The organism is Bradyrhizobium cedriense, assembly GCF_054602315.1.
Window position 1 is genome coordinate 1,219,055 of record NZ_JBTSWB010000001.1, and the last position, 26,150, is coordinate 1,245,204.

Annotated in this window: 27 protein-coding genes; 6 read left to right on the plus strand and 21 right to left on the minus strand. The window is 65.0% G+C overall.

The window, feature by feature from the left end; all coding sequences use genetic code 11:
• Positions 1-29: 29 nt before the first annotated feature.
• Positions 30-1,316 carry a serine hydrolase domain-containing protein gene (locus tag ACYCVF_RS05735; RefSeq protein ID WP_459597749.1) on the plus strand — a complete coding sequence of 429 codons (1,287 nt, stop codon included), beginning with the start codon at positions 30-32 and terminating at the stop codon, positions 1,314-1,316.
• Positions 1,297-2,574, plus strand: a complete 1,278-nt coding sequence (locus tag ACYCVF_RS05740; protein WP_459597751.1) for a serine hydrolase domain-containing protein — start codon at positions 1,297-1,299, stop codon at positions 2,572-2,574. Before ACYCVF_RS05735 ends, ACYCVF_RS05740 begins: the two co-directional genes overlap by 20 nt.
• A gap of 102 nt (positions 2,575-2,676) precedes the next feature.
• On the opposite strand, the gene ACYCVF_RS05745 is transcribed toward ACYCVF_RS05740, so the two are convergent.
• The 8 genes from ACYCVF_RS05745 to murI all read right to left on the minus strand — a co-directional run bounded on the left by ACYCVF_RS05745 (position 2,677) and on the right by murI (position 8,033).
• Entirely contained in the window at positions 2,677-3,744 is a 1,068-nt protein-coding gene (locus ACYCVF_RS05745; RefSeq protein ID WP_459597753.1) for a threonine aldolase family protein, read from the minus strand.
• Positions 3,745-3,756: 12 nt separating this feature from the next.
• Positions 3,757-4,068: a type II toxin-antitoxin system RelE/ParE family toxin gene (locus ACYCVF_RS05750; protein ID WP_459612926.1), complete on the minus strand. Its 312-nt coding sequence runs from the start codon at positions 4,066-4,068 to the stop codon at positions 3,757-3,759.
• A complete protein-coding gene (locus ACYCVF_RS05755) occupies positions 4,046-4,261 on the minus strand; it encodes a hypothetical protein (RefSeq protein WP_459606464.1) in 216 nt (71 codons plus the stop codon). The genes ACYCVF_RS05750 and ACYCVF_RS05755 overlap by 23 nt, the downstream gene beginning before the upstream one ends.
• Before the next feature lie 68 nt (positions 4,262-4,329).
• On the minus strand, positions 4,330-4,947 hold the full coding sequence (gene rpsD / locus ACYCVF_RS05760) for a 30S ribosomal protein S4 (protein ID WP_061022973.1): 618 nt from the start codon (positions 4,945-4,947) through the stop codon (positions 4,330-4,332).
• A gap of 284 nt (positions 4,948-5,231) precedes the next feature.
• Positions 5,232-5,999: an acyltransferase gene (locus ACYCVF_RS05765; protein ID WP_459597757.1), complete on the minus strand. Its 768-nt coding sequence runs from the start codon at positions 5,997-5,999 to the stop codon at positions 5,232-5,234.
• Between the two features lie 108 nt (positions 6,000-6,107).
• Positions 6,108-6,323 (minus strand): hypothetical protein, encoded by a 216-nt coding sequence (locus ACYCVF_RS05770; protein ID WP_459597759.1) that lies wholly within the window; start codon positions 6,321-6,323, stop codon positions 6,108-6,110.
• A 75-nt stretch (positions 6,324-6,398) separates the two neighbouring features.
• Positions 6,399-7,172, minus strand: a complete 774-nt coding sequence (locus ACYCVF_RS05775; protein WP_459597761.1) for an HpcH/HpaI aldolase family protein — start codon at positions 7,170-7,172, stop codon at positions 6,399-6,401.
• 63 nt (positions 7,173-7,235) lie between these two features.
• Positions 7,236-8,033, minus strand: coding sequence for a glutamate racemase (murI, locus tag ACYCVF_RS05780; protein WP_459597763.1), 798 nt, complete (start codon positions 8,031-8,033; stop codon positions 7,236-7,238).
• Between the two features lie 201 nt (positions 8,034-8,234).
• Between murI and ACYCVF_RS05785 the strand changes: the two genes are divergently transcribed.
• Positions 8,235-8,876: a glutathione S-transferase family protein gene (locus tag ACYCVF_RS05785; protein WP_459597765.1), complete on the plus strand. Its 642-nt coding sequence runs from the start codon at positions 8,235-8,237 to the stop codon at positions 8,874-8,876.
• A gap of 14 nt (positions 8,877-8,890) precedes the next feature.
• On the opposite strand, the gene ACYCVF_RS05790 is transcribed toward ACYCVF_RS05785, so the two are convergent.
• The 8 genes from ACYCVF_RS05790 to ACYCVF_RS05825 form a co-directional block, all read right to left on the minus strand.
• The gene (locus ACYCVF_RS05790) at positions 8,891-9,697 is read right to left on the minus strand and encodes a Crp/Fnr family transcriptional regulator (protein ID WP_459597767.1); all 807 of its coding nucleotides are present in this window, start codon (positions 9,695-9,697) and stop codon (positions 8,891-8,893) included.
• Between the two features lie 259 nt (positions 9,698-9,956).
• The gene (locus ACYCVF_RS05795; protein WP_459597769.1) at positions 9,957-11,054 is read right to left on the minus strand and encodes a SecDF P1 head subdomain-containing protein; all 1,098 of its coding nucleotides are present in this window, start codon (positions 11,052-11,054) and stop codon (positions 9,957-9,959) included.
• Between the two features lie 125 nt (positions 11,055-11,179).
• On the minus strand, positions 11,180-11,935 hold the full coding sequence (cnbZ, locus tag ACYCVF_RS05800) for a 2-amino-5-chloromuconate deaminase CnbZ (protein ID WP_459597771.1): 756 nt from the start codon (positions 11,933-11,935) through the stop codon (positions 11,180-11,182).
• Between the two features lie 55 nt (positions 11,936-11,990).
• Positions 11,991-12,722 (minus strand): ABC transporter ATP-binding protein, encoded by a 732-nt coding sequence (locus ACYCVF_RS05805; RefSeq protein ID WP_459597773.1) that lies wholly within the window; start codon positions 12,720-12,722, stop codon positions 11,991-11,993.
• Positions 12,715-13,464, minus strand: coding sequence for an ABC transporter ATP-binding protein (locus ACYCVF_RS05810; RefSeq protein WP_459597775.1), 750 nt, complete (start codon positions 13,462-13,464; stop codon positions 12,715-12,717). Before ACYCVF_RS05810 ends, ACYCVF_RS05805 begins: the two co-directional genes overlap by 8 nt.
• Entirely contained in the window at positions 13,457-14,392 is a 936-nt protein-coding gene (locus ACYCVF_RS05815) for a branched-chain amino acid ABC transporter permease (protein WP_459597777.1), read from the minus strand. The genes ACYCVF_RS05810 and ACYCVF_RS05815 overlap by 8 nt, the downstream gene beginning before the upstream one ends.
• Positions 14,389-15,255, minus strand: coding sequence for a branched-chain amino acid ABC transporter permease (locus ACYCVF_RS05820; RefSeq protein ID WP_459597779.1), 867 nt, complete (start codon positions 15,253-15,255; stop codon positions 14,389-14,391). Before ACYCVF_RS05820 ends, ACYCVF_RS05815 begins: the two co-directional genes overlap by 4 nt.
• 14 nt (positions 15,256-15,269) lie before the next feature.
• On the minus strand, positions 15,270-16,490 hold the full coding sequence (locus tag ACYCVF_RS05825; protein ID WP_459597781.1) for an amino acid ABC transporter substrate-binding protein: 1,221 nt from the start codon (positions 16,488-16,490) through the stop codon (positions 15,270-15,272).
• Between the two features lie 162 nt (positions 16,491-16,652).
• Between ACYCVF_RS05825 and ACYCVF_RS05830 the strand changes: the two genes are divergently transcribed.
• Entirely contained in the window at positions 16,653-17,555 is a 903-nt protein-coding gene (locus tag ACYCVF_RS05830; RefSeq protein ID WP_061023001.1) for a LysR family transcriptional regulator, read from the plus strand.
• A gap of 167 nt (positions 17,556-17,722) precedes the next feature.
• Positions 17,723-19,630: an acyl-CoA synthetase gene (locus tag ACYCVF_RS05835; protein WP_459597784.1), complete on the plus strand. Its 1,908-nt coding sequence runs from the start codon at positions 17,723-17,725 to the stop codon at positions 19,628-19,630.
• A gap of 127 nt (positions 19,631-19,757) precedes the next feature.
• Here the strand turns inward: ACYCVF_RS05835 and ACYCVF_RS05840 are convergent, their stop codons facing one another.
• Positions 19,758-20,930, minus strand: a complete 1,173-nt coding sequence (locus ACYCVF_RS05840; protein WP_459597786.1) for a M20 aminoacylase family protein — start codon at positions 20,928-20,930, stop codon at positions 19,758-19,760.
• 112 nt (positions 20,931-21,042) lie between these two features.
• Positions 21,043-22,350 (minus strand): adenylosuccinate lyase, encoded by a 1,308-nt coding sequence (gene purB, locus ACYCVF_RS05845; RefSeq protein WP_459597788.1) that lies wholly within the window; start codon positions 22,348-22,350, stop codon positions 21,043-21,045.
• Positions 22,351-22,930: 580 nt separating this feature from the next.
• Here purB and ACYCVF_RS05850 point away from each other — a divergent pair.
• Positions 22,931-23,518, plus strand: coding sequence for a TetR family transcriptional regulator (locus ACYCVF_RS05850; RefSeq protein WP_459597789.1), 588 nt, complete (start codon positions 22,931-22,933; stop codon positions 23,516-23,518).
• 35 nt (positions 23,519-23,553) lie between these two features.
• On the opposite strand, the gene ACYCVF_RS05855 is transcribed toward ACYCVF_RS05850, so the two are convergent.
• The 3 genes from ACYCVF_RS05855 to ACYCVF_RS05865 all read right to left on the minus strand — a co-directional run bounded on the left by ACYCVF_RS05855 (position 23,554) and on the right by ACYCVF_RS05865 (position 25,997).
• On the minus strand, positions 23,554-23,859 hold the full coding sequence (locus ACYCVF_RS05855) for a hypothetical protein (protein ID WP_459597790.1): 306 nt from the start codon (positions 23,857-23,859) through the stop codon (positions 23,554-23,556).
• Positions 23,860-23,965: 106 nt separating this feature from the next.
• Positions 23,966-24,619: a response regulator gene (locus ACYCVF_RS05860; RefSeq protein WP_459597792.1), complete on the minus strand. Its 654-nt coding sequence runs from the start codon at positions 24,617-24,619 to the stop codon at positions 23,966-23,968.
• A 7-nt stretch (positions 24,620-24,626) separates the two neighbouring features.
• Positions 24,627-25,997 carry a sensor histidine kinase gene (locus tag ACYCVF_RS05865; RefSeq protein ID WP_459597794.1) on the minus strand — a complete coding sequence of 457 codons (1,371 nt, stop codon included), beginning with the start codon at positions 25,995-25,997 and terminating at the stop codon, positions 24,627-24,629.
• Positions 25,998-26,150: the final 153 nt, after the last annotated feature.

The following is a 26,150-nucleotide window of genomic DNA, read 5'->3' on the forward strand; positions in this document are numbered from 1 at the left end:
TCCGTCGTGCCATGTTCCGGGGAGGGGATATGATTTCACAGTCTGGGTTGCGTGCGCTCGCCTGCGGCGCGCTGGTGTCGCTTGCGGCGATGTCGTCCGCGCGGGCGGAGGGCACCTACGAGATTCCGGCCGGCGCGCATTTCAATCGGGACAAGCTCGCCAAGGTGAGCGAGTTCTTCAAGAACGAGGTCGCGACCGGCAAGATCGCCGGTGCAAACGTGCTGATTCAGCAGCATGGCAAGCCGGTCTATCACGAAGCCTTCGGCGTGCAGGACGTGGTGAGCAAGGCCCCCATCACCGACAAGACGATCTTCCGCCTGTTCTCGATGACCAAGGCGATCACCTCGGTGGTCGCGATGCAATTAATCGAGGACGGCAAGTTCAAGCTGGACGATCCCGTTTCGAAATACATTCCGTCCTTCGCCAACGTGAAGGTCGGCGTCGAGAAGAAGGCCGAGGACGGCAGCAAGTCGCTCGAGCTGGTGCCGCCCAACCGGCCGATGACGGTGCTCGACCTGATGCGCCACACCTCGGGCATCACATATGGATTTTACGGCGACAGCCTGGTGCGCAAGGCCTACCGCGAGGCCAATCTCTATGCCGGCGATTTCGATCTTGCCGAGTTCGCCGAACGCATCGCCAAGCTGCCGTTGCACAACCAGCCGGGCGCGCTCTGGCAATACGGCCACTCCACCGACGTGCTCGCGCGTGTGATGGAGGTCGCCGCGGGCAAGCCGCTGATCGAGATCATGCGCGAGAAGCTGCTCGATCCGCTTGGCATGGTCGATACCGGCTTCTTCGTGACCGACCCCGAGAAGCAGAAGCTGCTGGCGCAGCCGGTCCCGAACGACTCCGATTTCCGGGTCGGCCGGATCAATGATCCGACGCTGGTCAAGAAGATCCAATACGCCAGCGGCGGCATGGTGACGACCATGGCGGATTATCGGCGCTTCGCGCAGATGCTGCTCAATGGCGGCAGCCTGGACGGCAAGACCATTCTCAAGCCCGAAACGTTCAAGCTAATGGAGACCGACCAGGTCGGCCCCAACTCCGGCGTCGACCGAGACTATTTCTACTTCCCCGGCGACGGCTTCGGCTTCGGCCTCGGCCTTGCGGTCCGGACCGACCCCGGCAATGCCAAGCCGCCGCCGCCCGGCAATCTCGGTGAATTGAAGTGGGACGGCGCCTCCGGCTGCTACTTTGTCATCGACCCCAAGCAGGACATGTTCTTCGTCCTCCTGGAGCAGACCCCGAGCGAGCGCCAGCGTGTGCAACGGACATTGAAGCAGTTGGTCTATGAAGCCATGGAGAAGTGACTGGAGCGGGCGCCGCGCGTTCATCGCGGCGCTCGTTCTTCTGGTTGGCGTGGTCGGCGCGCGTGCGGGCTCCGAGCGTCCTGAGCGCAAGTTCTCGCCTGAGGGCCTCGCCAAGGTCTCCGACTACATTCGCAACGAGATTGCGACCGGCAAGATTCCCGGCGCCATCCTGCTGCTCCAGCAGCACGGCAAGCCGGTCTACTACGAGAATTTCGGCGTCCGCGACGTCGCGACCCAGCTTTCGATGAGCCCGGACACGATCTTCCGCCTCTATTCGATGTCGAAGCCGATCACCTCCGTCATGGCGATGATGCTGGTCGAGGACGGCAAGCTTTCGCTCGACGATCCCGTCGCGAAATACATTCCGGCCTTCGCCGGGATGAAAGTCGGCGTCGAGAAGATGGCCGAGGACGGCAAGGTTGCGCTGGCACTGGAGCCGCTCGCACGGCCCGTCACGATCAAGGACCTGCTGCGCCACACCTCGGGGCTGCCCTATGGCTATCACGGCGGAGGCGCAGTGCGCGAACTCTACGCCGCGGCCAATCTCTTCCAGAGCAACCTCAGCAATGCCGACTTCGTCGCGAAGATCGCGACGCTACCGCTCGCCGAGCAGCCGGGCACGGTGTGGGACTACGGCTTTGCCACCGACGTGCTCGGCCGGGTCGTCGAGGTAGTTTCCGGAAAGACGCTGCTCCAGTTCGAGAAGGAGCGGCTGCTCGACCCGCTCGGCATGACCGAGACGGCGTTCTTCGTCGCCGATCCCGCCAAGTTTCCGCGCATTGCCGAGCCGATGCCGGAGGACCGTAACATCAACCCGACAACGCCGGTCCGCGATATCAGGCGGCCGCTGACGTGGGAATCGGGCGGCGGCGGCATGGTCGGCACGATCGGCGACTACGCTCGTTTCGCGCAGATGCTGCTCAATGGCGGCACATTTGAAGGCCGGCGCTATCTCGAGCCCGAGACGATCGCGCTGATGGCGTCGGATCACATCGGTCCGGAGAAGATCGCACGCGGCCAGAACTATTATCCGGGCACCAATTCCGGCTTTGGCCTCGGCTTTGCGGTGCGCACCTCGGTGCCGCCGGGGACGTCCTGGCCGCTGGGCGAATATCGCTGGGACGGCGTCGGCGGCACGTTCTTCTTCATCGATCCCGAAGACGACCTGTTCGGAATCTTCATGGTGCAGACGCCCTCTCAGCGCGGCCGGATTCAACTCGCGCTGAAGACGCTGATCTATCAGGCCATGGGGCGGTAAATTCTCGCGGTCTGCGTAGCCCGGATGAGCGCAGCGATATCCGGGACTTCTGCGAGCGGATTCCCGGGTGTCGCTGCGCTCACCCGGGCTACGGGACTACGTCTACGCTCCGCGCACGATCTCGCGCACGTATCCGATCGTCTCCTCGATCTGGCTCGCATTGACGTCGAGATGGGTGCAGGCGCGGATGCGGCCGTCCATCATCGCGAGCGTCACGCCGTGCTGGCGGAGCGCTGTGACCATCTTGTCGCCGGGAATGCCGGCGCCGTCGGGCTTGAAGAACACGAGATTGGTCTCGGGCTCCTGCACCTCGATGCCTGAGATCTGCGACAGCCCGCGGGCGAGAGCACGGGCATTGGCGTGATCGTCGGCGAGACGCTCGACGTGATGGTCGAGCGCGTAGATGCAGGCCGCCGCACAGATGCCGGCCTGCCGCATCGAGCCGCCGAGACGCTGCTTCCATTGCCACACCGCATCGATGAAGGCGCGCGAGCCTGCAAGCACGCCGCCGATCGGTGCGCCAAGGCCCTTGGAGAAGTCGATCCAGGCCGAATCCCATCCCGCGGTCATGTCGCGGGGCGAGATGCCGCTTGCCACCGTGGCGTTGAGCAGGCGCGCCCCGTCCATGTGGGTGACGAGGCCGTGCTGCTTGGCGATCGCGACGATTTCGTCGAGCGCCGCCTTCTTCCAGATCGTGCCGCCGCCGATATTGGCGGTCTGCTCGACGCTGACGACGGTCTGCGGCGGCTGGTAGCGCGTACGCGGATGCAATGCCTTGCGAAAAGTCTCCGGCGTGAACTGGCCGCCCTCGCCCTTGAGCTGGGTGACCTGGAAGCCGCCGATCGCGGCGTGCGCACCGCCCTCGCGGGCGATGATGTGCGCGGTCTCATGAGCCAGGATCTCGTCGCCGGGACGGCAATGCACCAGCGTTGCGGTAACGTTGCACATGGTGCCGGAGGGCATGTAGACCGCAGCTTCCTTGCCGAGCAGATCGGCCACGCGCTCGCACAGCGCGTTCACGGTGGGATCGTCGCCGACCTGCTCGTCTCCGACCTCCGCCCGCGCCATGGCCTCGCGCATTCCAGCCGTCGGCTTGGTCTGCGTGTCCGAGAGCAGGTTGATGCGCACCGGCGGCGTCTTGGGATCGATCGGGGGAGGGGTGTAGAGCATGGCTGGTCTCGTCTAGTCGAACAGTTGCGGCCTGATGTCTTGCGCACCGTGAAGAATGGCGCGGATCTCGACGTGGTCGGATTGCACCGTGTAGAAAATCAGATGTGATTGGAAGCGGAAACGCCGATAGCCAGCCGCGAGTTCATCCACTTGTTGGCCAATGAGAGGGAAATCGGCGAGAAGCCCGAAGGAGCGGATCAGACCTGCATAGTAAGCCTCGGCCTGATATTTGCCGAACCGGCTTTCGGTGAAGTCGTAGATGTCGATCAAATCGGTTCGGGTACGCTCCGATAACCGGTACTCAGCCATGGCGGCGTTGAGCAACGCGTTCGCGTGCGGCAGCCAGAATGTCGTCCGGCGTGTCCGAGGTGAATTCGTTGCAATCGGGCTGCGCAAACAGCGCTTGATATCGGCGGACCTGTTCGTCGCGGGGCAGCTTGGCCCACGCCTCAAGCTCGGCCTCGCTAGGCGTGGCCGATGGGGTGATGTTGGCGAGCTGGTCGGTCGTCTGGGACATCGACAGCATTTTACCACAACAAAAAGGCCCCGGAAACCGGGGCCTTTGAACGTTGATCTGCCGAATTATCAGCGCGAGTAGAATTCGACGACCAGATGCGGCTCCATCTGCACCGGGAACGGCACGTCGGAGAGGTGGGGGATGCGCGTGTACTTCGCGGTCATCTTGCCGTGGTCGACTTCGAGATAGTCGGGCACGTCGCGCTCCGGGAGCTGGCTGGCTTCGAGGACGTGGGCGAGCTGCTTGGAAGCTTCCTTGACCTCGACGACGTCGCCGACCTTGAGCTGGTAGCTCGAGATGTTGACCTTGCGGCCGTTCACCTTGACGTGGCCGTGATTGATGAATTGGCGCGCGGCGAAGATCGTCGAGACGAACTTGGCGCGGTACACGACCGCGTCGAGACGGCGCTCGAGCAGGCCGATCAGGTTCTCGCCGGTGTCACCCTTGAGGCGGCTGGCTTCCACGTAGATGCCGTGGAACTGGCGTTCGCTGATGTTGGCGTAGTAGCCCTTCAGCTTCTGCTTGGCACGGAGCTGCACGCCGAAGTCGGAAAGCTTGCCCTTGCGGCGCTGGCCATGCTGGCCGGGGCCGTATTCGCGGCGGTTCACGGGGCTCTTCGGGCGGCCCCAGATGTTCTGGCCCATACGGCGATCGATCTTGTACTTCGCCTCACTGCGCTTAGTCATCGCGTCCTCTTCAGGTGCATGGTTTGAGGAAACGCGCCCTCCTGTGTGACGGGATGATCCCGGCACCGACAGGTCCGATCCCCAAAGCTCAAGGGAGAGGACCACGGGTCGCGAAACGCTTCGCGGGCCGAAACCGGCCCGCGAGCAGGCGGCTTGTAGGGGAGTTTGGGGTTGGCTGTCAATTCTTTAGCCGTCATGCCGTGGCGATGCGCGAGCGGCGATTCGGCTCTCTCGAGAACCTCCCGGGCTCGGTGCTATCGCACCGCTCCGGGACCGCGACGCCGTCAGGCGCCCACCGCCCGGATCGGCTTCGTCCCGGCCGCCCGCAATTCGGCAGCAATCTCAGTGTTCAACACCTGTTCCAGCCGGGTCAGGACCCGGGCGATTGGGGCAGCGTCGGTAACTCGGTGGTCCCAGCGGATCACGACATGGATGGTCTGATCGGGCTCGACGAGCCCATAGCTGAGGATGAAGGGGCCCGGCGTGATTGGGTGGAGCTCGCCGCCGCCATAGGCGGCCACCGAGCTCACACCGAAGCTGCCGAACCAGTTGCCGCGCTGACGGCCGAAGTTCAGACCGATGGCCCAGGACAGGCGCCGGAGCGGCAGCGGCAGGCGCGTCGCCCGCATGATCTTGCGGAACATGGGGACGTCCTCAACCCGGGCCGTCTTGCCGTGCCGGATCTCCGCGTCGACCATAGTCAGCGAAAGGGCCTCAGGCGCGGCGATTCGCTGCGGCAGCACGCATTCCTCGCCTTCCTCGACCCGGGCGATGGCGACCGTCGCAACGCTCTTCGGCAGCTCATACAGGGCCGGCCAAGGCCATTTGACGTAGACGGTGCGCAGGATCGGTTCGTCCCTCGCGACCAGGGCGAAAGCCTTGACGAATATCGCGGCCCAGCCGGCGGGCGCAGTTACGCCTGCGCGGGCCTCCACCACAGGGCGAATATGGAGCGAACGCGATAACGAAACGAAGGGGATACCCATCGAGGCATGCATGAGGTCGCAGATCAGACGGCGTCGCAGCGAGATGGTCTTGGGCGTCCCGCGCATTGGGCTCCGGTTCCTGAGGATCAAAGGATCAAAATATGTGCAGCGAGCGGACGCCGCTCGTTGGCTCTAGCACGAACCAACCCGCTTGGGAGCGGTCGGTTCGCCGCATCAAGGCGCCGGCGAGGCCAGCGGCCTGGTTCCGTCGGTGACGTATATTCCAAGAACTTTCAATGATTTATCGCCGTGAGTGTTGGCCGTGATGGGGCTGCAGCCGTCCGGGAACTCCACTTTCTGGAGCAGGGTACGTTTGATGCCCGGCTGCTGAGCGTGGGCCGCAAAGGCAGGTCTGGCAAAAGACAGCGCAAGCAAAGTTTCTTGAGGCATGGTCCTCCTCCCTGAACCGCGGACCCTAGCAGCGTCGGGGTTCCCGGCAAGGCCGGCCACGCTTGTCGCAGCGATTCAGCACTTGATGCCCTCGAACGCCGTCATGATGCCCCGCTGGAATAGTGACCAGTCGAAACCGAGCGCGATTGCGCGGTAGCCGCGGTCGATCAGGGCATTGGCCTGGTCGGCGGTGCGCGCCACGCCGCCGATCGGCACGCCGCTTCTGAGGATGCCGGCCTCGGCGCGCGCGATCAGCTCGAGCAACTCCGGGTCGTCCATCTGGCCGCGCTTGTTGATGGATGTCGCGAGATCGCCGGGACCGATGACGGCGACGTCGATGCCGGGTGTGGCCATGATCTCGTCGATGCGGTTGACCGCGTCGACATGCTCGATGGTGATCATGCAGATCATCTCGTCGTCGGCGCCGGCCATATAGTCCGGCATCGACTGGCCCCAGCGGAACGGCGCGTGGAAGGGACCCCAGAGACGGTCGCCGCGCGGCGGATAGCGCACGCTGCGCACCGCTTTCTCAGCCTCCGCGCGATTGGTGATCATGGGGAAGTTGATGCCGAAGGCGCCGATGTCCATCGGTGCCTTCGCAAGCCATGGCTCGTTCGCCGCGATCCGCACCAGTGGCGTGCAAGGCGTGCCGGTCGTCGCCGCGATCATCGCATGGGCTTCGGTCAAGCCGATCGGCCCGTGCTCGAGATCGACGATGATCCAGTCGAGCGATCGCGCCATGATCTGCACCGTCTGCACGCTCGGGATGGTCGCGATCGCGCCGAAGGCGGGTCGGCCCTCGCGCCACAATTGGCGGAGACGGTTGAGCGGTGTTGACGGGACCGACATGGAAATGGCCTGCGGGAAAGATGACGAAGGCGGAGCCTAGCAGCGGCGCGTTGCCGCGCAAGGTCAGGCCAATGCGCGGCCGCCGAAGAACGGCGTCAGCGTGGCCGACAGTCCGTGCGCGCGGTTCGAGGTGAAGATCATCTCAGCGCCCGACTGCGCGATGGCGCCGATCCGCGGTCCAAGCAGATCGGAGACGCGGCGGGCGATCGCCGGGGCCGGATCGATCCAATCGACCGGCCAGGGTGCGAGCCGCCTCAGCCGATCGAGCAGCAGCGGATAATGCGTGCAGGCGAGCACCACCGTGTCGGTGCGCGATGTCGCATCGGCGGGATCGCCGACGAAGCAGGGCGCGAGTTCGGTGACGATGGACTCGTCGCTGACCGGTGCGCCGCTGAGCTCAGCTTCCGCCAGCGACGCAAGCTCGGGCGAGCCGACCAGCGTCACCTCGCAGCCTTGCGCGAAATCGCGGATCAGCGCCTTCGTGTATTCCCGCTTCACCGTGCCCTTGGTGCCGAGCACCGAGACGCGGCGGGTCCTCGACTGCGCGCAGGCCGGCTTGATCGCCGGCACCGTGCCGACGAAAGGCAGGGAATAGGCGGCGCGCAAGTGCGACAGGACCAGGGTGGAGGCCGTGTTGCAGGCGATGACGACAAGGTCGGGATCATGCGTGCCGATCAACTCGCCCATCAACGGCACCACGCGGGCGATGATCTCAGCCTCGTCATGATGGCCATAGGGGAAGAAGGCGTCGTCGGCGACATAGACATAATGCGCATCCGGGCGCGCCGCCACGACCTCACGGAGCACCGTGAGCCCGCCAAGGCCGGAATCGAACACCAGGATGGTCTCAGAATTGGTCACGCTGTCACCCTAAAACGATATGGTTACCATTGAGTTTTTGGGGCGATTTTGCGGCGGGCTGCCCTGGGACGGCTATGCGAGGACTCGACTCCGCTGGCCTATCCCGGGCGCGGTTGTGGGGGAATACCATTCAATCGACATCGCAATCGCGGAGTATGATGAGGTATCACAGTGCGGTAATTTGCGCTCGCAGGAGGCTTCATGCTCACCGTCCATCATCTCGGCAAGTCTCAGTCGGAGCGTATCGTCTGGCTTTGCGAGGAGCTGGGACTTCCCTACGAGTTGAAGCGCTATGCGCGCGATCCCGCGACCATGCTGGCGCCGCCGGAGTACAAGGCGCTGCATCCGGCCGGGACGGCGCCGGTCGTCAGCGACGGCGATCTGGTGCTGGCCGAATCCGGCGCCATCGTCGACTATATCGTTGCGAAATATGGCAACGGCCGGCTCGTGCTCGGTCCCAATGATCCCGCCTTCGCGCAGTTTCTGTATTGGCTTCATTTTGCCAACGGCACGTTGCAGCCCGCCATGGGGCGGATGATGATCCTGAGCCGGCTTGACCTCGCCAAGGACAACCCGACCCTTCTCGCGATGAAGCGGCGCCTCGATCGGGCCTACGACCTTCTCGAGGCAAGGCTTTGCGAGGCCGACTATCTGGCCGGCAGCACCTTCACGACAGCCGACATCATGACCGTGTTCTCGCTCACGACGATGCGCTACTTCCAGCCCTATGATCTCGCGCGCTGCCCGAACGTGGTCAAATATCTCGGGCGCATCGGCACGCGCCCGGCCTATGGGCGGGCCATGGAGAAGGGCGATCCCGGCATGGCGCTGCTCCTGAGCTGAGCGGCGGCTGGCCCTCACGCGATCTTGTTGGTGGTGGCCGCGCGCTCGGTGGCCAGCTGCTTCTGCAAGCGGTCGATGTTTTGCAGCAGACGCTGGCTGGTCAGCACCAGGAAATAGTAGCCGAACTGCGGATCCTGGAAATAGATCTCGAGCAACCGGTCATAGGTGATCGTCAGCACCTGGCCGTCTTCGATGCATTCGACGGTTCCCGTGCGCCGGTTGTCCGGCGTGAGGAAGCCGAGTTCGCCCATCAGCGCTCCGGGCCCGATCTCGACGTTGATCTCCTTGACCAGGAACTTGCCGGTGACCGTGAGGAACATCTCCTTCGCGGGATCGCGCAGCTTGAAAAGCGTGTCGCCGCGGCGATATTTGCGCTCGGTCATGAACGGCTTGAGCCATTCGATCGACATGTCGCCTTCGGCCGCATGGCGAGCTTTCTTGACCAGCTTGAGCATCTGCCGCAGGCGCAGCGCGTTAATCGGCAGCAGCAGGAGATACAGAAGGAACGTCGCGACGTTGGCGGAGAGCGCGCCGAAGACGGCGAAGAACCCGCAGCCGATCATGTTGGCGACACGCAGCGGCACCATCGTCCGCATCAACAGCGTGGCGACGAAGAAGCCGGCGCCGACCGCGGCGAACAGATTGGCCAGCGTGATGTTCTGGACGAAGATCTCCAGCAGCCGGTTGAACAGAGCCTCATAGGTGATGTTGTCGGGATCGAGGCCCATCTGGACCAAAATCTTCGCGATCCTGAGATTGTCCGCCGCCGCGTTGAGAATGCGGTCGAGGATCGACGAAATGTCTGCGCTGCCGGACGGCATGGTACTAACCCCGCGTAAGGCCTTCAGTCCTGATCGGTATGCTCGCCACGTATAGCCGAAATCGAATGACGACCGCTTGAATGAAGCCTTTGGCCGTCATGCCGCAAGGGGCAAATTTTAGCCCGATCGGGCGTTTCGGCCAATCGTCCGGTTGTTGGGGGCGCATGGCCCGGGCGCGCCGGTGATTCGGTCGGAGCGGGCGTGGTGGACGCAGTGCTGGACGCATCCGGGAGCCGAAAAGACGAGGGCGGCCTCTGCCTTACGGCTTGGCGGCGGGGGGCACGACCTGCTGCTCGACCAGGCCAAGACGTCCCGGCAGCGAACCCGCGCGCAGCAGCATGGCGACGCTGTTGGCCTCTTCCAGGGTGAAATTGCCGGCGATCTGGCCGGAACCCCCGGTGATGGGCTCGCGGATCACGGGAGCGGAGATCACCTTGTCGTCGAGCACGATGGCGAAAGGCTTTCCAACGTTCTCGGCGGTGATGTGGGCGAAGCGCCGCGTGCCGCGGCCGTTGAAGCGGAACGAGGCGATCGGCTCCTTCGTGTCGCGCGTAAATCCCGGTCCCGCATAGCTGATGTCGTCGCCGTCGAGCGCGCTGTCCCTGGCGACCAGATAGGGCAGCTTGTCCTTGAAGCCGAGCAGGACTTCCGTGCCCGTCGGCGGCGTGCTGGTCTGTGCCTGCTCGGCCGGCATCGAGAGGTCGATCAGGCGGAAACCGACCCGCACCTTCTTGGCGAAGATCGCCGTGATGCGCTCGGGCTCCATCACGCCCGGCAGGAAGATGCGGATGCGGTCCGCTCCCTCAGGCTGGACGCTGGCGAGCGTAATGCCGGCGTCCTTGAGGCGCTGCTCGACCATGGCAATGGAATCTTCCACGAGCTCACGGAGCCGCGCGGCGGATGCGGGAGCGGTCGGCGCGAGCCTGAGCAGACCATCTCCGCCATCGGTCGCGGTGAGCGCATAGGCGGGCAGCCCCTCCGCCGCCGACGTGAGCTTGCGCGTGAGCTGTTCGCGGCTCTTCGCGTCGGCGATCTTCACGTCGACGCCGCCGTCGCGGATCGCAAGGCCGGAGAAGGCGATCCGGCCCTCGCGCAGGGTCTTGTAGACGTCGTCGCGCAGGTCCGTGACGACCGTCTCCCGCAGGCCATCGATGTCCACCTTGTAGATGATGCGGGATCCGCCCAGCTTCTCCATCTTCTCGGCGACGAATGCGGCGAGCTTGGCGCGCATCTTGTCGAATTGGGTGTCCGAGGCGAGGGCGGAGTGGGGCAGGGTGATCGCTGCAGCCATGATCGCTGCTGTCATGGTCAGCGCGGCGATCAATCGTGTCATCCGGTCCCGCAGGAGCAGGGTCATGGTGGTGTCCTCGCGCGTCGCAGCAGGAAGAGACCGGCAACTCTCCCGTCAGTCCTTGGTCCTGCGATCGTACGAGGAGGTTCAATCGGCGCGCAGTCGTATGCTGCTGGCCCGGCTCTCCTGCTCTAACCCTGGATCACCCGCTCGGTGTGGACGCAGCGGCAGTCCATCTCGTAGTCTAGGCCGACGACCGGGGGCCGGTTGAGGTGCCAGGTCACGCCGTGACGCACTGCGCCGCGCCGTCCCAGCTCGCTGGCGAGGAACGGGTGGATATCGTGCACGGTATAAATCTGGACACCGGTGGTATCGCGCCAGGTGCCGCCAAAGGCGCTCATCCGGCGCTCCATCTCGCCGAGCACGTACTTTGCCTTTTCCAGCATGCCCTCGGGGCTGGTGTCGCCCAGGCGGATCGTGTGGTCGCGGTAGTTCGCCTTGCCTTCAACGGATTCGCCGCTGCCGGCGACAACGAAGGAGGGGCTTGCGTCCTTTGCCGGTACGGTGAAGGAGAACGCGTGAAAACTCGGCTCGGCCGGCGGGTCGATCTCGGGACAGACATTGCTGCGCGCCACCGGATTGACGCCGTCCTTCATGATGCCCCATTCGATCAGGGTCTTGATGTAGATTTCGTTGAAGGCCTTGAAACCATCCTCGGTGAACGGCGCGGGCGAGCGCAGCTCGCAGGCGCCAAACGCGGTCAGCGGGCGGCCGGCCTGTTTCAAAATCTCGGCGATCCGCTCAAAGCCTGCCTTGAGCGGGACAGGATCGGCGAAGCGAACGCGCTCGATCGAGAAGCCGGGCAGGGCGGCGACGCCGCAGGAATACTGGCTGACGCCCGGCATGAACCGGTAACCGCTGTTGGGGGCTTCGACGGTGCTGATCATGGTGCCTCTTTGATCTGAAGGGATCGACGGGGTGGCAGCGCGCTCACTCGCTCACTCATTCCTGGAGCACGCCGAGATAGGCGTCGCGCACGATGGGGTCGGCGAGCAGCTCGGTGCCCGATCCCTCGCGAACAATGCGCCCCATGTCCATGACGAAAGCGTGGTGACAGAGATCGAGCGCGGTGGTGACGTCTTGCTCGACCAAAAGGATCGACATGCCCTTGGCGTTGAGGGCACGGAGCGCGGCGACGAGCTGCTCGACCAAAAGCGGCGAAAGTCCGAGCGACAATTCGTCGATCATCAGCAGGAGAGGCGCGCTCATCAGGCCGCGGCCGATGGCGCACATCTGCTGCTCGCCGCCCGAGAGCGTCGCGGCGGCCTGGCGGCGCCGTTCGAACAGCCGGGGGAAGGTGGCGTAGACCTGGTCGAGATCCCGCGCGACCGAAGCCCGGCCGTCCTTGCGCAGATAGGCGCCCATCAGCAGGTTTTCCTCGACGCTCATGGCGCCGAACAGCCGCCGTCCTTCCGGCACATGCACGATGCCGTGGCCGAGGATCTCCGCGGCACCGCTGCCGGTGAGGTCGCGACCTTCCGAGAAGCAGTTGCCCGCGGACATCGGGACCAGGCCGGAGAGCACGCGCATCAGGGTGGATTTGCCGGCGCCGTTGGAGCCGATCAGCGCGGTAATCTCGCCGCGGCGCACGGTGATGTCGACGCCCCACAGCACCTGGATCTCGCCGTAGCCGGCGCATAGTCCCTTTGTTTCCAGGATCAGCGAGCTAGCCATGGCCGGCGTTCCGCTGCGCGTATTTCTGTCCGAGATAGGCTTCGACCACCGCGGGATTGCTGATCACCGCGCGCGGTGCGCCGTCGGCGATGAGCGTCCCGTTGTGCAGGACCACGATCCTCGTGCAGACGTTGAGCACGACCTTCATGAGATGCTCGATCATCACGATGGTGATGCCGCCGGCCGCAAGCTCGTGGATCAGCTTGGTGGCGCGTTCGATTTCGGCGCTGTTGAGCCCGGCATTGACCTCGTCGAGGAACAGCAGCTTCGGCTTCATCGCGAGCGCCTTGGCCAGTTCCAGCCGCTTGCGCATCGCAAGGGTGAGCGTGGCGGCGGGCTGGGAGGCCTGCGCCTCGAGCCCGACGAAGGCGAGGTGCGCGCGCGCCGCCTCCCGCGCACCCTTCAGGCTGGCGCCCGGCTGCGAGAACAACGCGGCGGCCGCGACATTGTCGAGCGCGGTGAACTCGGAGAAGGGCTGCACGATTTGAAAGGTGCGCGACAAGCCCAAGCGGGCGGCCTGATAGGTCTTGATGCGCGTGATGTCGCTGCCGTCGAAGGTCACGGTTCCGGAATTGGCGGGCGTGACGCCGCAGATCGTATTCACCAGCGTGGTCTTGCCCGCGCCATTCGGGCCGATCAGGCCGAGGACTTCGCCACTCGCAACCGACAGCGAGACGTCGCGCAGCGCCTGGAGGCCCGAGAAGTGGCGCGATACGTGATCGAGGCGAAGCAGCTCAGACATGCTTTGTCCTCCGCCAGAGACGATCGGCACGCAGCGAGCTCAGCCCGTGCGGCAGGAACAACAGCAGCAGCACGATGAGCAGGCCGAGCACGCCGGTGTGAATCTGGATGTAGTTGCGCCAGACCACCTCCTCGAGGCCGAGATAGAGGAATGCGCCGCAGGCCACGCCGAGAGGCGATCCGAGCCCGCCCATCAGCGCCATGACGATCGGCTTGACCGAGTAGAGCACGTCGAACACGTCGGACGGGTCGATGTAGTGGACCCAGGCGGCATAGATGCCGCCGGCCGCGCTGACGAAGCATGCCGACAGACCGAAGGCGGCGGCCTTGTAGAGCGTGGTGTTGAGCCCGACCATGCTGGAGGCCGTCTCGTTCTGCCTGATGCAGGCGAGTGCGAAGCCGAGCTTCGAGCCGCCGACGATGATCGCCATCAGCGCCGTCGCCAGCAGCACCCCCCACATCGCGAAGAAGAAGAAGGTCGCCTCCGCCATGATGCCGGCGCCGGCGGCGAGCGGAATGTTGAGACCCATGCCGCCACCGGTGAGATCGGTGGCGTTGTTGACCAATTCGCGCAGCACTTCGGCCAGCGACAGGCTGGCGATGGCGAAATAATGCCCGCGTAGACGCAGCAGCACGGCGCCGAGCGCTGCGGCAGCGACAAGCGCGCTCAGCGTGGCAAACGCGACCGCCGCCCAAAGCGGCCATCCGTGGCCGAGCAGGACGCCGGCGGCATAGGCGCCGTATCCGAAGAACGCCGCCGTCGCGAAGGACGGATAGCCGGCGAGCCCGCCGACGATGTTCCAGGACAGCGCCAGTACGGCATAGAGGCAGGCAATCGTTCCGAGCCGCAGCGCATAGGCGCCGCCGAACAGCGGCAGCGCGGCAACGCAGGCGACCAGGACCAGAAGTGCGATGTTGCCCCGGGTCATTCAAAACCCTTCCGGCCAACCAGGCCCTGCGGCCGCAGGATCAGGAAGACGATGAGCAGGATGAAGGACAGCGTTGTCGCGTGCGACGGGCCGAGGAAGGTCGATCCCACGCCCTCGACGAGCGCCAGCAACAGGCCTCCGGCGAGCGCGCCGGAGACGCTGCCGAGGCCGCCGAGCACGCAGACCACGAAGGCCTTGCCGAGATAGGCCGACGACGTCAGCGGCGAGATCGGGAAGATCAGCGCCATCAGCACGCCGGCGCAGCCCGCGAGCGCGGCGCCGAGGCCGAAGGCGACGGCGTAGATCGAGGGCACGTTGACGCCCATCAGCACGGCGGCGTCGCGGTCGAGCCGGACCGCGACGATGGCACGGCCGATCCTGGAACGGCGCAGCAGCAGGTAAAGCAGGCCGGTCAGCGCCAGCGCCGCTGCGGTGGCGATCAGGCGGTCGATCGGCACCACGATATCGAAGATGGAGACCGACCCCAGCGACGGTGTCAGCGTCAGCTTGCGATAGTCGGCCTTGAAGAAATAGATCATCGCGTTGTTGAGGATCAGGTCGAGGCCGAAGGTCAGCGTCAGTGTCACCAGCACGGGCGCCGTGATGACGCGGTTGAGGATCAGCCGCTGCAGGAGATAGCCCAGCACGAAGAACAACGGCGCTGCGACGATGACGGCGTACCAGGGCGGTATGTGCAGGGCGTTGTAGAGCCCGAACGCCAGATAGGCGCCGAGCACGATGAAGGAGCCGTGGATCAGGTTGATGACGTTGAGAACGCCCCACACCAGCGAAAAGCCGATCGCGATACAGGCATACAGGCAGCCCAGAACGAGTGCGTTGATCAGGATCTGGGCGGCTTGCATGAGAGGCGGAGCGATCAGTTGACGCCGATTTTCAGGTCGCCCTGCTTGATGGCTTGTGGAAACAGCACCACGGGCTTGCCGCCCTGGAGTTGGAAGACCGGCGGATCGAGCGAGTTGATCTGGCCGTTCGCGCCGAACTTCACGGGACCGAAGAAGGTGACGACGTCGAGCTTGGCGAGTTCGTCGCGCACTTTGTCACGGTCGAGCGAGCCGGCCTTTTCGATCGCCATCTGGAACAGCGCGCCGCACAGCGCGGCAGAGGCTTGGCCGTAATCGGGCTCGCTGTTGTACTTGGCCTTGAACAGCTTCACGAAATTCGCGGTCGTGCCGAAGATGTCCTTGCCGTCATATTGCTCGGCCGGGTGCCACCAGGCGGCGCTGGAGACGTTCTCGGCCGCAGGTCCCAGTGCGTCGATGAACTCCTGATAGGCGGGGCCCGCGATCATCGTGACGACGGGCGCCTTCATCTGCTGGTCGACCATCTGCTTGCGCACGAGCAGCAGGTCGTTGGTGTAGCCGGTGACGAAGATCCATTGCGGCGCCAGCGACTTGATCTGCGACAGGGCGGCGGAGTGATCGAGCGTGCCGATCGCATATTTCTCGGAATAGACGACCTCGTAGCCTTCCGCCTTCGCCGACTTTTCCATCTCCTGCGCGATCGCCAGCGGAAACAGATCGTTGCGGGCGAGGATCGCGACCTTCTTCACATCGGGGACCTTGGTCTTGATGATCTTGGCCAGCGGGGTGGTGAGCGTGTCGTTCGGCGTGAAAGTCCCGAACAGGTATTTGTAACCCTGGTCGTAGACCTGCGACGACGAGGCGGTCGCGGCCAGCGTCGGCACCTTGTACTTCTCGGACACCGTGCTCGCCGCCTTCGCCGCGCCCGAGCCGAAGGCGCCGAACATGAAGTTGACGTTGTCCTGGCTGATCATTTGCTCGGTGGCCTGCACCGCGCGCGGCGTGTTCGACTGATAGTCGGTGTAGACGATCTGGACCTTGTACTTCTTGCCGCCGACCGAGATGCCGCCGGCCTTGTTGGCCTGCTCGGCCCAGAGATCGTAGCCCTGCTGCTGCTTGACCGCCTCGGGCGCCAGCGCGCCGGTGATCGGCAGCGGTGCGCCGAAGCGGATGACGTCCTCGGCGGCGGCCACAGACAATTGCGCTCCCAGCGCCAGCACGGCGGCGCTCAAGGGTGCGGATTGGCGAACGCAGCGAGCAACCCACGACTGATTCATCTCAGGAATTCTCCATTGCGATCTCTCTGCGATCAAGCATTGCAAATCCACCATTCGAATTAAAGCATTGAAATTAGACATGTTGGGTCGAATAATTAGAACGATAGCCACGCGCCTGCTCCCCGGTTGAGCAGCGCTGATGTCTCGAGGAAAGGCCCGCCCGTGATCGAGTCCGCCGCCGTCCGTTATTTTCGCGAAGTGACCGAAAGCGGCTCGATCAAGCAGGCCGCGGCTGCACTGCGGATCGCGCCGAGCGCCATCAGCCGGCAGGTCCAGGCGCTCGAGGAGGAGTTGTCGGTTAAGCTGTTCGAACGAGGGGCGCGCGGCATGATGCTGACCGACGCGGGCCGGTTGCTCTATCGCTATGCAGTCGAGAACCGCCACCAGCTCGACGGTATCCGGGTCAAGGTGCAGGAATTCGAGACCATGCGCCGCGGCCAGGTCAAGTTCGCAGCCGTCGAGGGCATGGTGACGAACTTCCTGTCCAATTTCGTGATTGATCTGTCCGCCGACTATCCCGGCATTTCGACCTCGATGACGGTGGTCGGTTCGCGGGCCGTTGCGGAGATGGTCAGCCGCAACGAGGCCGATCTCGGGCTGGTGTTCGGACGCGCGCCGCGCCGCGAGCTGATCGAGCTTTCGCGCATGCGCCAGTCGCTGTGCCTGATCGTCTCACCGAAACACTCGCTGGCCTACCGCGAGAGCTGTTCGGTCAAGGAGCTCGCCGGCCTGCGGGTGGTCGTGCCCGATCCATCCTTCGGCATCCGCCAGGAGATCGATCGCGCCTGCGCCAATGCCAAGGTGCGGCTCGAAATCTGCAACGAGACGAATTCGCTCGCCTTTGCGCAGACTCTGGCTGCGCGTACGGACCTGGCGACGTTCCTGCCCCGCGATACCGCAATGCCATCGATCGAGGCGGGCCGGCTGGTCGCCGTGCCCTTGCGCGACAAGCGGCTGGAAGCGACGCAGGTGACGCTGGTCCAGCTTGCCGGCCGCAACATGTCGCCATCGTGCAGGCTGGTGGCGGACCTGCTGATCGGCCGGATGAAGGCCTCGCGGGAGTGACGGTGCTCGCATGCTGTCTCTCGATTCCTGCGCGACGAGCCATGGACGAACGCCAAATCATCCATCATTGTGCCTCCGCTTGACCGGCCAATCGGTCGAGGCCTCGCCGAACCAAACTGTCAAAAGACAGGGGGCGGGGAAATGCATCTGAGGGAGGACGGAATTCCATGGCGGGCATCCACGCGCTCGATCGGCTGATCGGCAACGACTATCCGGAGCTGGCGACCGACGAAGAGGTCCGTGCCTTCGAGCAGGTCCCTTACGCGGATCGCGTCGCGGCCGAGAGCACCTATGACGCGATCAAGCTCGGCGCGGAGCGCAATCCCGACGGCGCTGCGATCCAGTTCCTGCAGAACGCCGATCCGGCCGACACGCCGGTCGTGGTCACGTACCGCGACTTCATCGCGCGCGTCACGCAGGCCGCCAACATGTTCCACGCACTCGGCGCGGAGAAGGGCGACGTCATCAGCTTCATGCTTCCGCTCGTCCCCGATGCGTTTGTGACGCTGTTCGGCGCCGAGGCCGCGGGCATCGCCAATCCCGTCAATCCGCTGCTAGAGCCGCACCAGATTGCCGAGATCCTGGAGGCCGCGAACACGAAGATCCTGGTGGCGCTCGGGCCGATGCCCGGCACCGACATCTGGCAGAAGGTCGAGCAGATCCGCCCGCAACTCAAGCACCTCAAGGCCATCGTGCAGGTGTTTGGCGGCGGCGATCCCGCCAAGGACATCTTCGCCTTCGGCGACCTGATCACGCAGCAGCCATCCGACCGGCTGGTGAGCGGGCGCAAGATTTTGGGCAGCGACATTGCCGCCTATTTCCACACCGGCGGCACCACCGGCACGCCGAAGCTGGTGCGGCATACCCATGCCAACCAGGTCTACCAGGCCTGGGCGCTCAACCTGCTGCTGAAAGCGCAACCGGGCGCGAACCTGCTGTTCGGCATGCCGCTGTTTCACGTCGGGGGCTCGCTGACGCAGGTGCTGCTGACCCTGTCGAGCGGGGGCTCGCTGGTCGTGCTGTCGGCGAGCGGCTGGCGCAATCCGAATGCGGTGAAGAACATCTGGCGGCTCGTTGAGCGCTTCAAGCCCGAGGCGCTGTCGAGCGTGCCGACGGTGCTTGCCGCCACGCTCGCGGTGCCGCCGGGCGATGCCGACATCTCCAGCCTGAAATATGCCGCAGGTGGCGGCTCGGCGATCCCCGTCGCCGTGGGATCGGCGATCCAGGACAAGCTGAAGCTGCCGGTAGTCGAGGTCTACGGCATGACCGAGACCTCGAGTGTGCACACCTTGGCCTATCCGTCGCGGCCGATCCGGCTCGGCTCGGTCGGCCTGCCGATGCCCTATGCGCGCGTGCGCGTCGTACAGCTCGATGCCGAGGGACGCCTGATCCGCGACTGCGCGCCGGACGAGATCGGCGTCGTCATCATGGCCGGGCCCGGCGTCTTCAGCGGCTATCTCAACGACGAGCACAACAAGGGCGCCTTCGTCGACGAGGTCTGGGTCAACTCGGGCGATCTCGGCCGGCTCGATGCCGAGGGCTATCTCTGGATCACCGGCCGCGCCAAGGATCTCGTGATCCGCGGCGGCCACAATATCGATCCCGCGCCGGTCGAGGAGATCATGTTCAGACATCCCGCGGTCGGCTTCGCCGCGGTTGTCGGCCAGCCCGACGCCTACGCCGGCGAGCTGCCGGTGGGCTACGTGCAGTTGAAGCCCGGCGCGACAGTCGAACCGGGCGAGCTCGAGGCGTGGGTGCGCGAGCGCACGCCGGAGCGCGCCGCCGTGCCGGTCCAGGTCATCCCGATCGATCCGATGCCGGTGACGGGCGTCGGCAAGGTGTTCAAGCCGCAGCTGCGCTGGGACGCGGCGCAGCGCGTGTTCACCAAGGTGCTGGCACCGCTGGTCGAGCGCGGGATCGATTGCAAGGTGAGGGTCGGCGCCCATGGCAGCCACGGCTCGATCGCAACCGTGACGCTGACGGGATTGCCGCCGGACCAGCGCGAGATGATCGCTGGCGAAGTGCACACACTGCTCGCGCCGTTCGTGATGCGGCACGAAGTGGTGCAGGTGTAGATGCTTGCGTTGAATCGTAGCCCGGATGAGCGAAGCGATATCCGGGCCATGAGACTAGCCGGTGTGGCTTTCCCGGGTGTCGCTTCGCTCACCCGGGCGACAAGCTACAAGCGCGGCGAAGGCGGCGCTACTCCGCCGGCATTCGCGTTTCGATCAGGCGCACCCAGTACGACGCGCCGTGGCCCAAAATGTTGTCGTTGAAGACATAGGCCGGGTGATGGCATTCGTTGCCATCGCCCATGCCGACCAGGATCATCGCGCCGGGGCGCGCTTCCAGCATGAACGAAAAATCCTCGGCGCCCATCATCGGGACGAACTTGTCGTTGACGCGATCGGTGCCGACGATGTCGCGGGCGACGTCGGCGGCGATGCCGGCCTCGCGGGCATGATTCATCGTCACCGGATACATCCGCGTGTACTTCGTCTCGGCCGAGCCGCCATAGGCGCGGGCGACGCTGTCGGCGACTTCGCCGATGCGACGCTCGACGAGATCGCGCACCTCGGGATCGAGCGTGCGCACGGTGCCAGCCAGTTCTGCGGTTTCGGGGATGATGTTGAAGGCCGTGCCGGCGTGGAATTGCGTGACCGAGATCACCGCCGACTTCAGCGGATCGACGTTGCGCGCGACGATCGATTGCAGCGCATTCACGATCTGCGAGCCGATCAGCACGCTGTCGACCGACTTGTGCGGACCGGCGCCGGCGTGGCCGCCCTTGCCGCGGACGGTGATCTGGATGTTGTCGGAGGAGGCGAGCATCGCGCCGGGGGTGGTTGCGAAATGCCCTTCGGGCAGGCCCGGCATGTTGTGCATGCCGTAGACCTCCTGGATGTTCCAGCGTGTCATCAGGCCGTCCTCGACCATGGCCTTGCCGCCGCCGCCACCTTCTTCGGCGGGCTGGAAGATCATGATCGCGGTCCCGTCGAAATTGCGCGTCTCCGCGAGATATTTGGCGGCTCCCAGCAGCATGGCGGTGTGGCCGTCATGCCCGCATGCATGCATCTTGCCGGGGACCTTGGAGGCATAAGGCACGCCCGACGTCTCCACGATAGGCAGCGCGTCCATGTCGGCGCGCAGGCCGATGGTCTTGCCGGCGGCGGACTTGCGGCCGCGGATCACGCCGACCACGCCGGTACGGCCGATGCCCGTCACCACCTCGTCGCAGCCGAACTCGCGAAGCTTGTCCGCGACGATGCCGGCGGTGCGGTGGACTTCGTAGAGTAACTCGGGGTTCTCGTGGAAGTCATGGCGCCAGGCGGCCATTTCGTCGGAGAGGGCGGCGATGCGGTTGACGATGGGCATGGGGGATCCGTTTCTTGTCTTGCTGTAGCCCGGATGAGCGAAGCGATATCCGGGGTCTTTGTGAGCGAAATCCCGGGTGTCGCTGCGCTCACCCGGGCTACGGAAGAGGCGTTCAGCGCTCCCCGAACACGCGCTTGAAGATCGTGTCGACGTGCTTGAGGTGATAGCCGAGGTCGAACTGCTCCTCGATCTCGGCGTCGGAGAGATATGTCTTCACTTCAGCGTCCTTCTTCAGGAGCTGGAGGAAGTCGCCTTCGCCGCGCCAGACCGGCATGGCGTTGCGCTGCACGAGCTTGTAGGCATCCTCGCGGCTGGCGCCCTTTTGAGTTAGCGCCAGCAGCACGCGCTGCGAATGCACGAGGCCGCCGAGGCGGTCGAGGTTCTTCTGCATGTTGGCGGGGTATACCAGCAGCTTGTCGATCAGCCCGGCGAGACGCACCAGCGCGAAGTCGAGCGTCACGGTGGCGTCGGGGCCCATCATGCGCTCGGCGGAGGAGTGCGAGATGTCGCGCTCGTGCCAGAGCACGACGTTCTCAAGCGCCGGCGTCACATAAGCCCGCACCATGCGCGACAGTCCGGTGAGGTTTTCCGAGAGCACCGGATTGCGCTTGTGCGGCATCGCGGACGACCCCTTCTGGCCCTCCGAGAAGAACTCTTCGGCCTCCAGCACCTCGGTGCGCTGCATGTGCCGGATCTCGACTGCGATACGCTCGACCGAGGAGGCGATCACGCCGAGGGTCGAGAAGTACATTGCATGGCGGTCGCGCGGGATCACCTGCGTCGAGATCGGCTCGGGCACGAGGCCCATGGCCTTGGCGACGCGCTCTTCGACGCGCGGATCGATCTGCGCGAACGTGCCCACGGCGCCGGAGATGGCGCAGGTTGCGACCTCCTTGCGCGCCGCGATCAGGCGCTCCTTGGCGCGCGTGAATTCGGCATAGGCGTAGGCGAGCTTGAGACCGAAGGTCACGGGCTCGGCATGGATGCCGTGGCTGCGCCCGATGGTCGGCGTCATCTTGTGCTCGAAGGCGCGCTTCTTCAGCGCGGCGAGCACCTTGTCGAGATCGGCGAGCAAGAGGTCGGCGGCGCGGGTGAGCTGCACGTTGAGGCAGGTGTCGAGCACGTCGGAGGAGGTCATGCCCTGGTGGACGAAGCGCGCTTCAGGGCCGACGATCTCGGCGAGGTGGGTGAGGAAGGCGATGACGTCGTGCTTGGTCTCGCGCTCGATCTCGTCGATGCGGGCAACGTCGAACGTGGCGTCCTTGGCCTTGGTCCAGACCGTCCTGGCGGCCTCCTTGGGGATGGTTCCGAGCTCGGCGAGCGCGTCCGCCGCATGCGCCTCGATCTCGAACCAGATCTTGAACCGGGTCTGCGGCTCCCAGATCGCGGCCATTTCCGGGCGGGTGTAGCGGGGGATCATCTGACGGCTCCAGCAAGGTAGGCGGGCGGCCCAAGGGGGCTGTGCCGGCCAAAATGTTTTTTACGCCGTGATTTAGCAGAGCGGGGAGGGCGAAACAAACAGCGCGGGCAAGGTAGCGGGGGATGAATTGGACCGAGCGGCGGCTATCGACCAGGCTGGGCCGGCAGGCCAGGGCAGGGCTAGGCCGGGTGGGGCGCAGAAATCAGCGGTCAATCACGGATCATTGACTGACAGATATTGAAATCTGTCAGCGAGACGGGTATATCCGTCTCCGGACGCTCCGATTGGGCGTCCCGCGACAAGCCCCGGGGAGCCCGACATCCGAAACAAGCTCGGATCGGAGGGTGATTGAAGAACGGGTACCGCGGACGAATGGAGACTTACGACAATGACGACCGAAATCCTCAATTTGACCGGCGTGATTGGGCATTGGCTCAATTTGCTGGTGGCGCGCCAGATCGCGGCGCAGGCTGCAAAACTGCCTCATTAAGGCATAGGCTTTCCGAACGACCGGCAAGGGCGCTTCGGAAGCAGCCCTACTGCCGGGTAACTGAGCCCCAGACGGGAACATGGTGCTGGCATGAATGAAGCAGTTGTCTTGACGCCGGAGCGGATCCTCGAAGTCACCGAGGACGTGCTCAGGCGTTACGGGCTCGCCAAGGCCACCGTGGTCGACGTTGCCCGTGCGCTCGATGTGAGCCACGGCAGCGTCTATCGCCATTTCCCGAGCAAGGCATCGCTGCGCGAGGCCGTTGCCAAACGCTGGCTGGACCGCATCGACGCGCCGTTGCTGGCGATCACAAAGGAGCAGGGGCCGGCGCCTGACAGGCTCGATCGCTGGCTGCGTACGTTGTTCGCCGCCAAGCGTTCGCGTGTGCTCGACGACCCCGAAATGTTCGACACTTATCTGACCCTGGCGCGCGAGGCGTGCGCGGCCGTCAAATGCCACAAGGACACCATGATCGATCAGATCGCGGCGATTCTGGCCGACGGCGTGAAGCAGGGCGTATTTGAAGTAAGCGACCCGAAGATCACCGCGCGCGCCATCTTCGATGCTACCGTCCGCTTCCACCATCCGGCCCATGCCGACGAATGGAAGGACGCCGATCTGCCTGCGCGCGTCGACGCAGCGCTAGTGCTGCTGCTTCGCGGGTTGAAGGCGGCATAAGGGGCGAGATCGCCGCACCTGTAGCAGCGTACCAGTCAGCCTCGCGCCTTCTGAAGATGGGCGCCGTTGTGAGCCGGTGGCGAGGACGTCGAGCGTCGCCGTGCGTGGATGTTCGGCTCGGATGATGGGACGACCGGCGGACTATCCGGATATGCATTGACCGCGATTTCGACCGCGTCCTTCGACCGCTTGCGCATGCGGTAGAACGTCAGCTCCTGATCGAGCATGGGGCAGCGGAAGTGGACGACGGCGGTGTCCGGCAGGCGGCAAAGCTCGTCGATGAGTTCGCCAACTGTAATGATCGGGGGATGGTCGACTGCTTTGTGGTGACCACTGCTCATGACCTCTACTCCTTCACTGCCGTACTAACCGGCGCCGGATCGGCTCCGTTCCAATCAGGTTCAGTAGGCTGAGGAGCAGGGACGAGGCAGTGCGGCAGCTTTGCTGCTAGATCCTCGTCAGCCCGCTCGTCGCGGCGAGCCGCACGAGTTGCGCATCGGTGCGCGCCCCGGTCTTCGATTTGATCAGATAGTGGTAGTTCTGAACCGTCTTCACACTGAGATTGAGATGCGCGGCGATCTGCTCGGTCGTGGCACCGCCGGCGAACTGGCGCAGGATCTCGATCTCGCGCTCGCCCAGTTGATCGAGCGCCGAGCCTGCCGGCGAGAGACTGTCCTCAGCCAGAATATGCGCGATGTCGTCGCTCATGGCGCGCTCGCCGCGCGCCACGCTGCGGATGGCGCGCACCACGGCGGACGGCTCGCTGCTCTTGGTGACGAAGCCGCTGGCGCCGGCGCCGAAGGCGGCCTTCACCAGCACGGCCTCGTTGTGCATGGTGAAGACGAGAATGCGCGCCCGCGGACTGCGCGCGCGGATGTTGCGGATCGCCTCCAGGCCGCTCGCGCCCGGCATCGAGATGTCGAGCACGACGACGTCGGGATCATGCGCCTTGAAGGCGCCGTAGGCGTCCGCCGCATTGTCGGCTTCCGCCACGACATGCAGATCGCCCTGGCTCTCGAGCACGCGCCGGTAGCCTTGCCGCACGATCGGGTGGTCGTCGACTAGTAGAACCGAAATCCCTGTTGCCGCAATCTCGCTCATCCCGGCCTCACGCGGCGAGCGGGATGGTGGCGGCGACGCTGAGGCCGCGGGTCGCAGGCAGGATCGACAGCGATCCACCGGCTGCCGTGACGCGTTCGCGGATGCCGGTGAGGCCGAAGCCGGCCGATTGCGCGACGCGTTCCGCGTCGCCGCCGCCGTCGTCCTCGACCCGGATCAGGAGCGTGTCATCATCGCCGGCCTGCCGTTCGACCCGCAACGAAATCTCGCGGGCCGCGCTGTGGCGGAGCGCGTTGGTCAGGCATTCCTGGGCCACGCGATAGGCGGTGGTGGCCGCCGGGCCGCTGATGTCGGTGAGGTCGCCTCTGAGGTCGAGCTGGATCGTCGGCCGCGCCGCGCTCTGCGAGCGCCAGCTGTCGACCAGATTGACGAGGCTCGCCTCGAGCCCAAGCTCCTCGGGCAGGGGATTGCGTAGCCGCTTCAGCGCATCGCGGAGCGAGGCCATCAGATGGTGGGTGGCCTGCGAGATCATTCGCGCATCCTGCGCGATGCCCCTATTCCTGTCGTCCTTCGCACTCGCGGTCTCGATGGTGTTGGCGAAGGCGAGGATGGCGGAGAGGTTCTGTCCGAACTCGTCGTGCAGCTCGCGGGCGAGCGCGCGCCGCTCGTCGTCGCGGATCTCGATCAGGCGCCGAGTCAATGCGGCGCGTTGCTCGGTCGCTTCCTCCAGCCGGCCGCCGAGCGCATCGACGGCATTGCCGATCATCGCAAGCTCCATCGAACGGAAACGTGGCAGCTTGGTACGGTACTGGCCGCGCGCCATGCGCTGCAGCGCGGTGACGATGGTGCGCGCCGGCGCCAAAGTGTGCGCGATCGCGAGCGACGCCAGCAGTGCGATCGCCGCCGCCATCAGCAGCGCCACGTCGACGACGTTGAGAATGTACTCCCAGGCGAGCGAGATTGCGGCGGCGGCGTCCGGTGTCGCGACCACCGTGCCGGCAGATGCAGCACGCGGGCTGACCGGCCGCACCACTTCGGCGTGCCTGCCGAGGAAGGTCGGCACGATCGCTGCAAACCAGCGCGGTGGTGTCTTGCCGAGCCCCTCGCTCTGGCCACAAAGGGGCTTTTCGAACGCCGTCGACGGCTGGAACTCGACGCAGACGCCGGGCGAGATCAGCTTCACCGTCTCCAGCGAACGCCAGTCTGGAACCGGCAAGAGATGCTCCCGCGCTCTGCTGCTCCGCAACAAGAGTTCACGCCAGTATAACGCCTGGAGCGCCTGCGCGACCCGCTGCGCCGAGGCAGCAGTCGCCCGATCGACGCTGCGATAGGCATCGAACGTGGCCCACACGGTTGCGGCTCCAAGGCAGAGCACGACGATGAGCAGCAGACGGGCGACGAGCTGAAGCACGAGGCGCATGCGACCACCCCCAACGTTTGGTAAGCTCAGCCTAACAACGTCGCTGCGCCTTGCCAATTGCAGGGTGCGCCAGGATTGCGGCTCGGGCAAATTTCCCAAGCCGGATTGGGCATGGCTCTTTGGACCAGGCGCGGCGGCTTTGATCTAATCGGT

Coding starts and splice junctions, on each gene's coding strand:
- ACYCVF_RS05735 (WP_459597749.1), top strand. CDS start 30: ATGATTTCACAGTCTGGGTTGCGTGCGCTCGCCTGCGGCGCGCTGGTG.
- ACYCVF_RS05740 (WP_459597751.1), top strand. CDS start 1,297: ATGAAGCCATGGAGAAGTGACTGGAGCGGGCGCCGCGCGTTCATCGCG.
- ACYCVF_RS05745 (WP_459597753.1), bottom strand. CDS start 3,744: ATGCTCTACACCCCTCCCCCGATCGATCCCAAGACGCCGCCGGTGCGC.
- ACYCVF_RS05755 (WP_459606464.1), bottom strand. CDS start 4,261: ATGTCCCAGACGACCGACCAGCTCGCCAACATCACCCCATCGGCCACG.
- rpsD (WP_061022973.1), bottom strand. CDS start 4,947: ATGACTAAGCGCAGTGAGGCGAAGTACAAGATCGATCGCCGTATGGGC.
- ACYCVF_RS05765 (WP_459597757.1), bottom strand. CDS start 5,999: ATGCGCGGGACGCCCAAGACCATCTCGCTGCGACGCCGTCTGATCTGC.
- ACYCVF_RS05770 (WP_459597759.1), bottom strand. CDS start 6,323: ATGCCTCAAGAAACTTTGCTTGCGCTGTCTTTTGCCAGACCTGCCTTT.
- ACYCVF_RS05775 (WP_459597761.1), bottom strand. CDS start 7,172: ATGTCGGTCCCGTCAACACCGCTCAACCGTCTCCGCCAATTGTGGCGC.
- ACYCVF_RS05785 (WP_459597765.1), top strand. CDS start 8,235: ATGCTCACCGTCCATCATCTCGGCAAGTCTCAGTCGGAGCGTATCGTC.
- ACYCVF_RS05790 (WP_459597767.1), bottom strand. CDS start 9,697: ATGCCGTCCGGCAGCGCAGACATTTCGTCGATCCTCGACCGCATTCTC.
- ACYCVF_RS05795 (WP_459597769.1), bottom strand. CDS start 11,054: ATGACCCTGCTCCTGCGGGACCGGATGACACGATTGATCGCCGCGCTG.
- cnbZ (WP_459597771.1), bottom strand. CDS start 11,935: ATGATCAGCACCGTCGAAGCCCCCAACAGCGGTTACCGGTTCATGCCG.
- ACYCVF_RS05805 (WP_459597773.1), bottom strand. CDS start 12,722: ATGGCTAGCTCGCTGATCCTGGAAACAAAGGGACTATGCGCCGGCTAC.
- ACYCVF_RS05810 (WP_459597775.1), bottom strand. CDS start 13,464: ATGTCTGAGCTGCTTCGCCTCGATCACGTATCGCGCCACTTCTCGGGC.
- ACYCVF_RS05815 (WP_459597777.1), bottom strand. CDS start 14,392: ATGACCCGGGGCAACATCGCACTTCTGGTCCTGGTCGCCTGCGTTGCC.
- ACYCVF_RS05820 (WP_459597779.1), bottom strand. CDS start 15,255: ATGCAAGCCGCCCAGATCCTGATCAACGCACTCGTTCTGGGCTGCCTG.
- ACYCVF_RS05825 (WP_459597781.1), bottom strand. CDS start 16,490: ATGAATCAGTCGTGGGTTGCTCGCTGCGTTCGCCAATCCGCACCCTTG.
- ACYCVF_RS05835 (WP_459597784.1), top strand. CDS start 17,723: ATGGCGGGCATCCACGCGCTCGATCGGCTGATCGGCAACGACTATCCG.
- ACYCVF_RS05840 (WP_459597786.1), bottom strand. CDS start 20,930: ATGCCCATCGTCAACCGCATCGCCGCCCTCTCCGACGAAATGGCCGCC.
- purB (WP_459597788.1), bottom strand. CDS start 22,350: ATGATCCCCCGCTACACCCGCCCGGAAATGGCCGCGATCTGGGAGCCG.
- ACYCVF_RS05850 (WP_459597789.1), top strand. CDS start 22,931: ATGAATGAAGCAGTTGTCTTGACGCCGGAGCGGATCCTCGAAGTCACC.
- ACYCVF_RS05855 (WP_459597790.1), bottom strand. CDS start 23,859: ATGAGCAGTGGTCACCACAAAGCAGTCGACCATCCCCCGATCATTACA.
- ACYCVF_RS05860 (WP_459597792.1), bottom strand. CDS start 24,619: ATGAGCGAGATTGCGGCAACAGGGATTTCGGTTCTACTAGTCGACGAC.
- ACYCVF_RS05865 (WP_459597794.1), bottom strand. CDS start 25,997: ATGCGCCTCGTGCTTCAGCTCGTCGCCCGTCTGCTGCTCATCGTCGTG.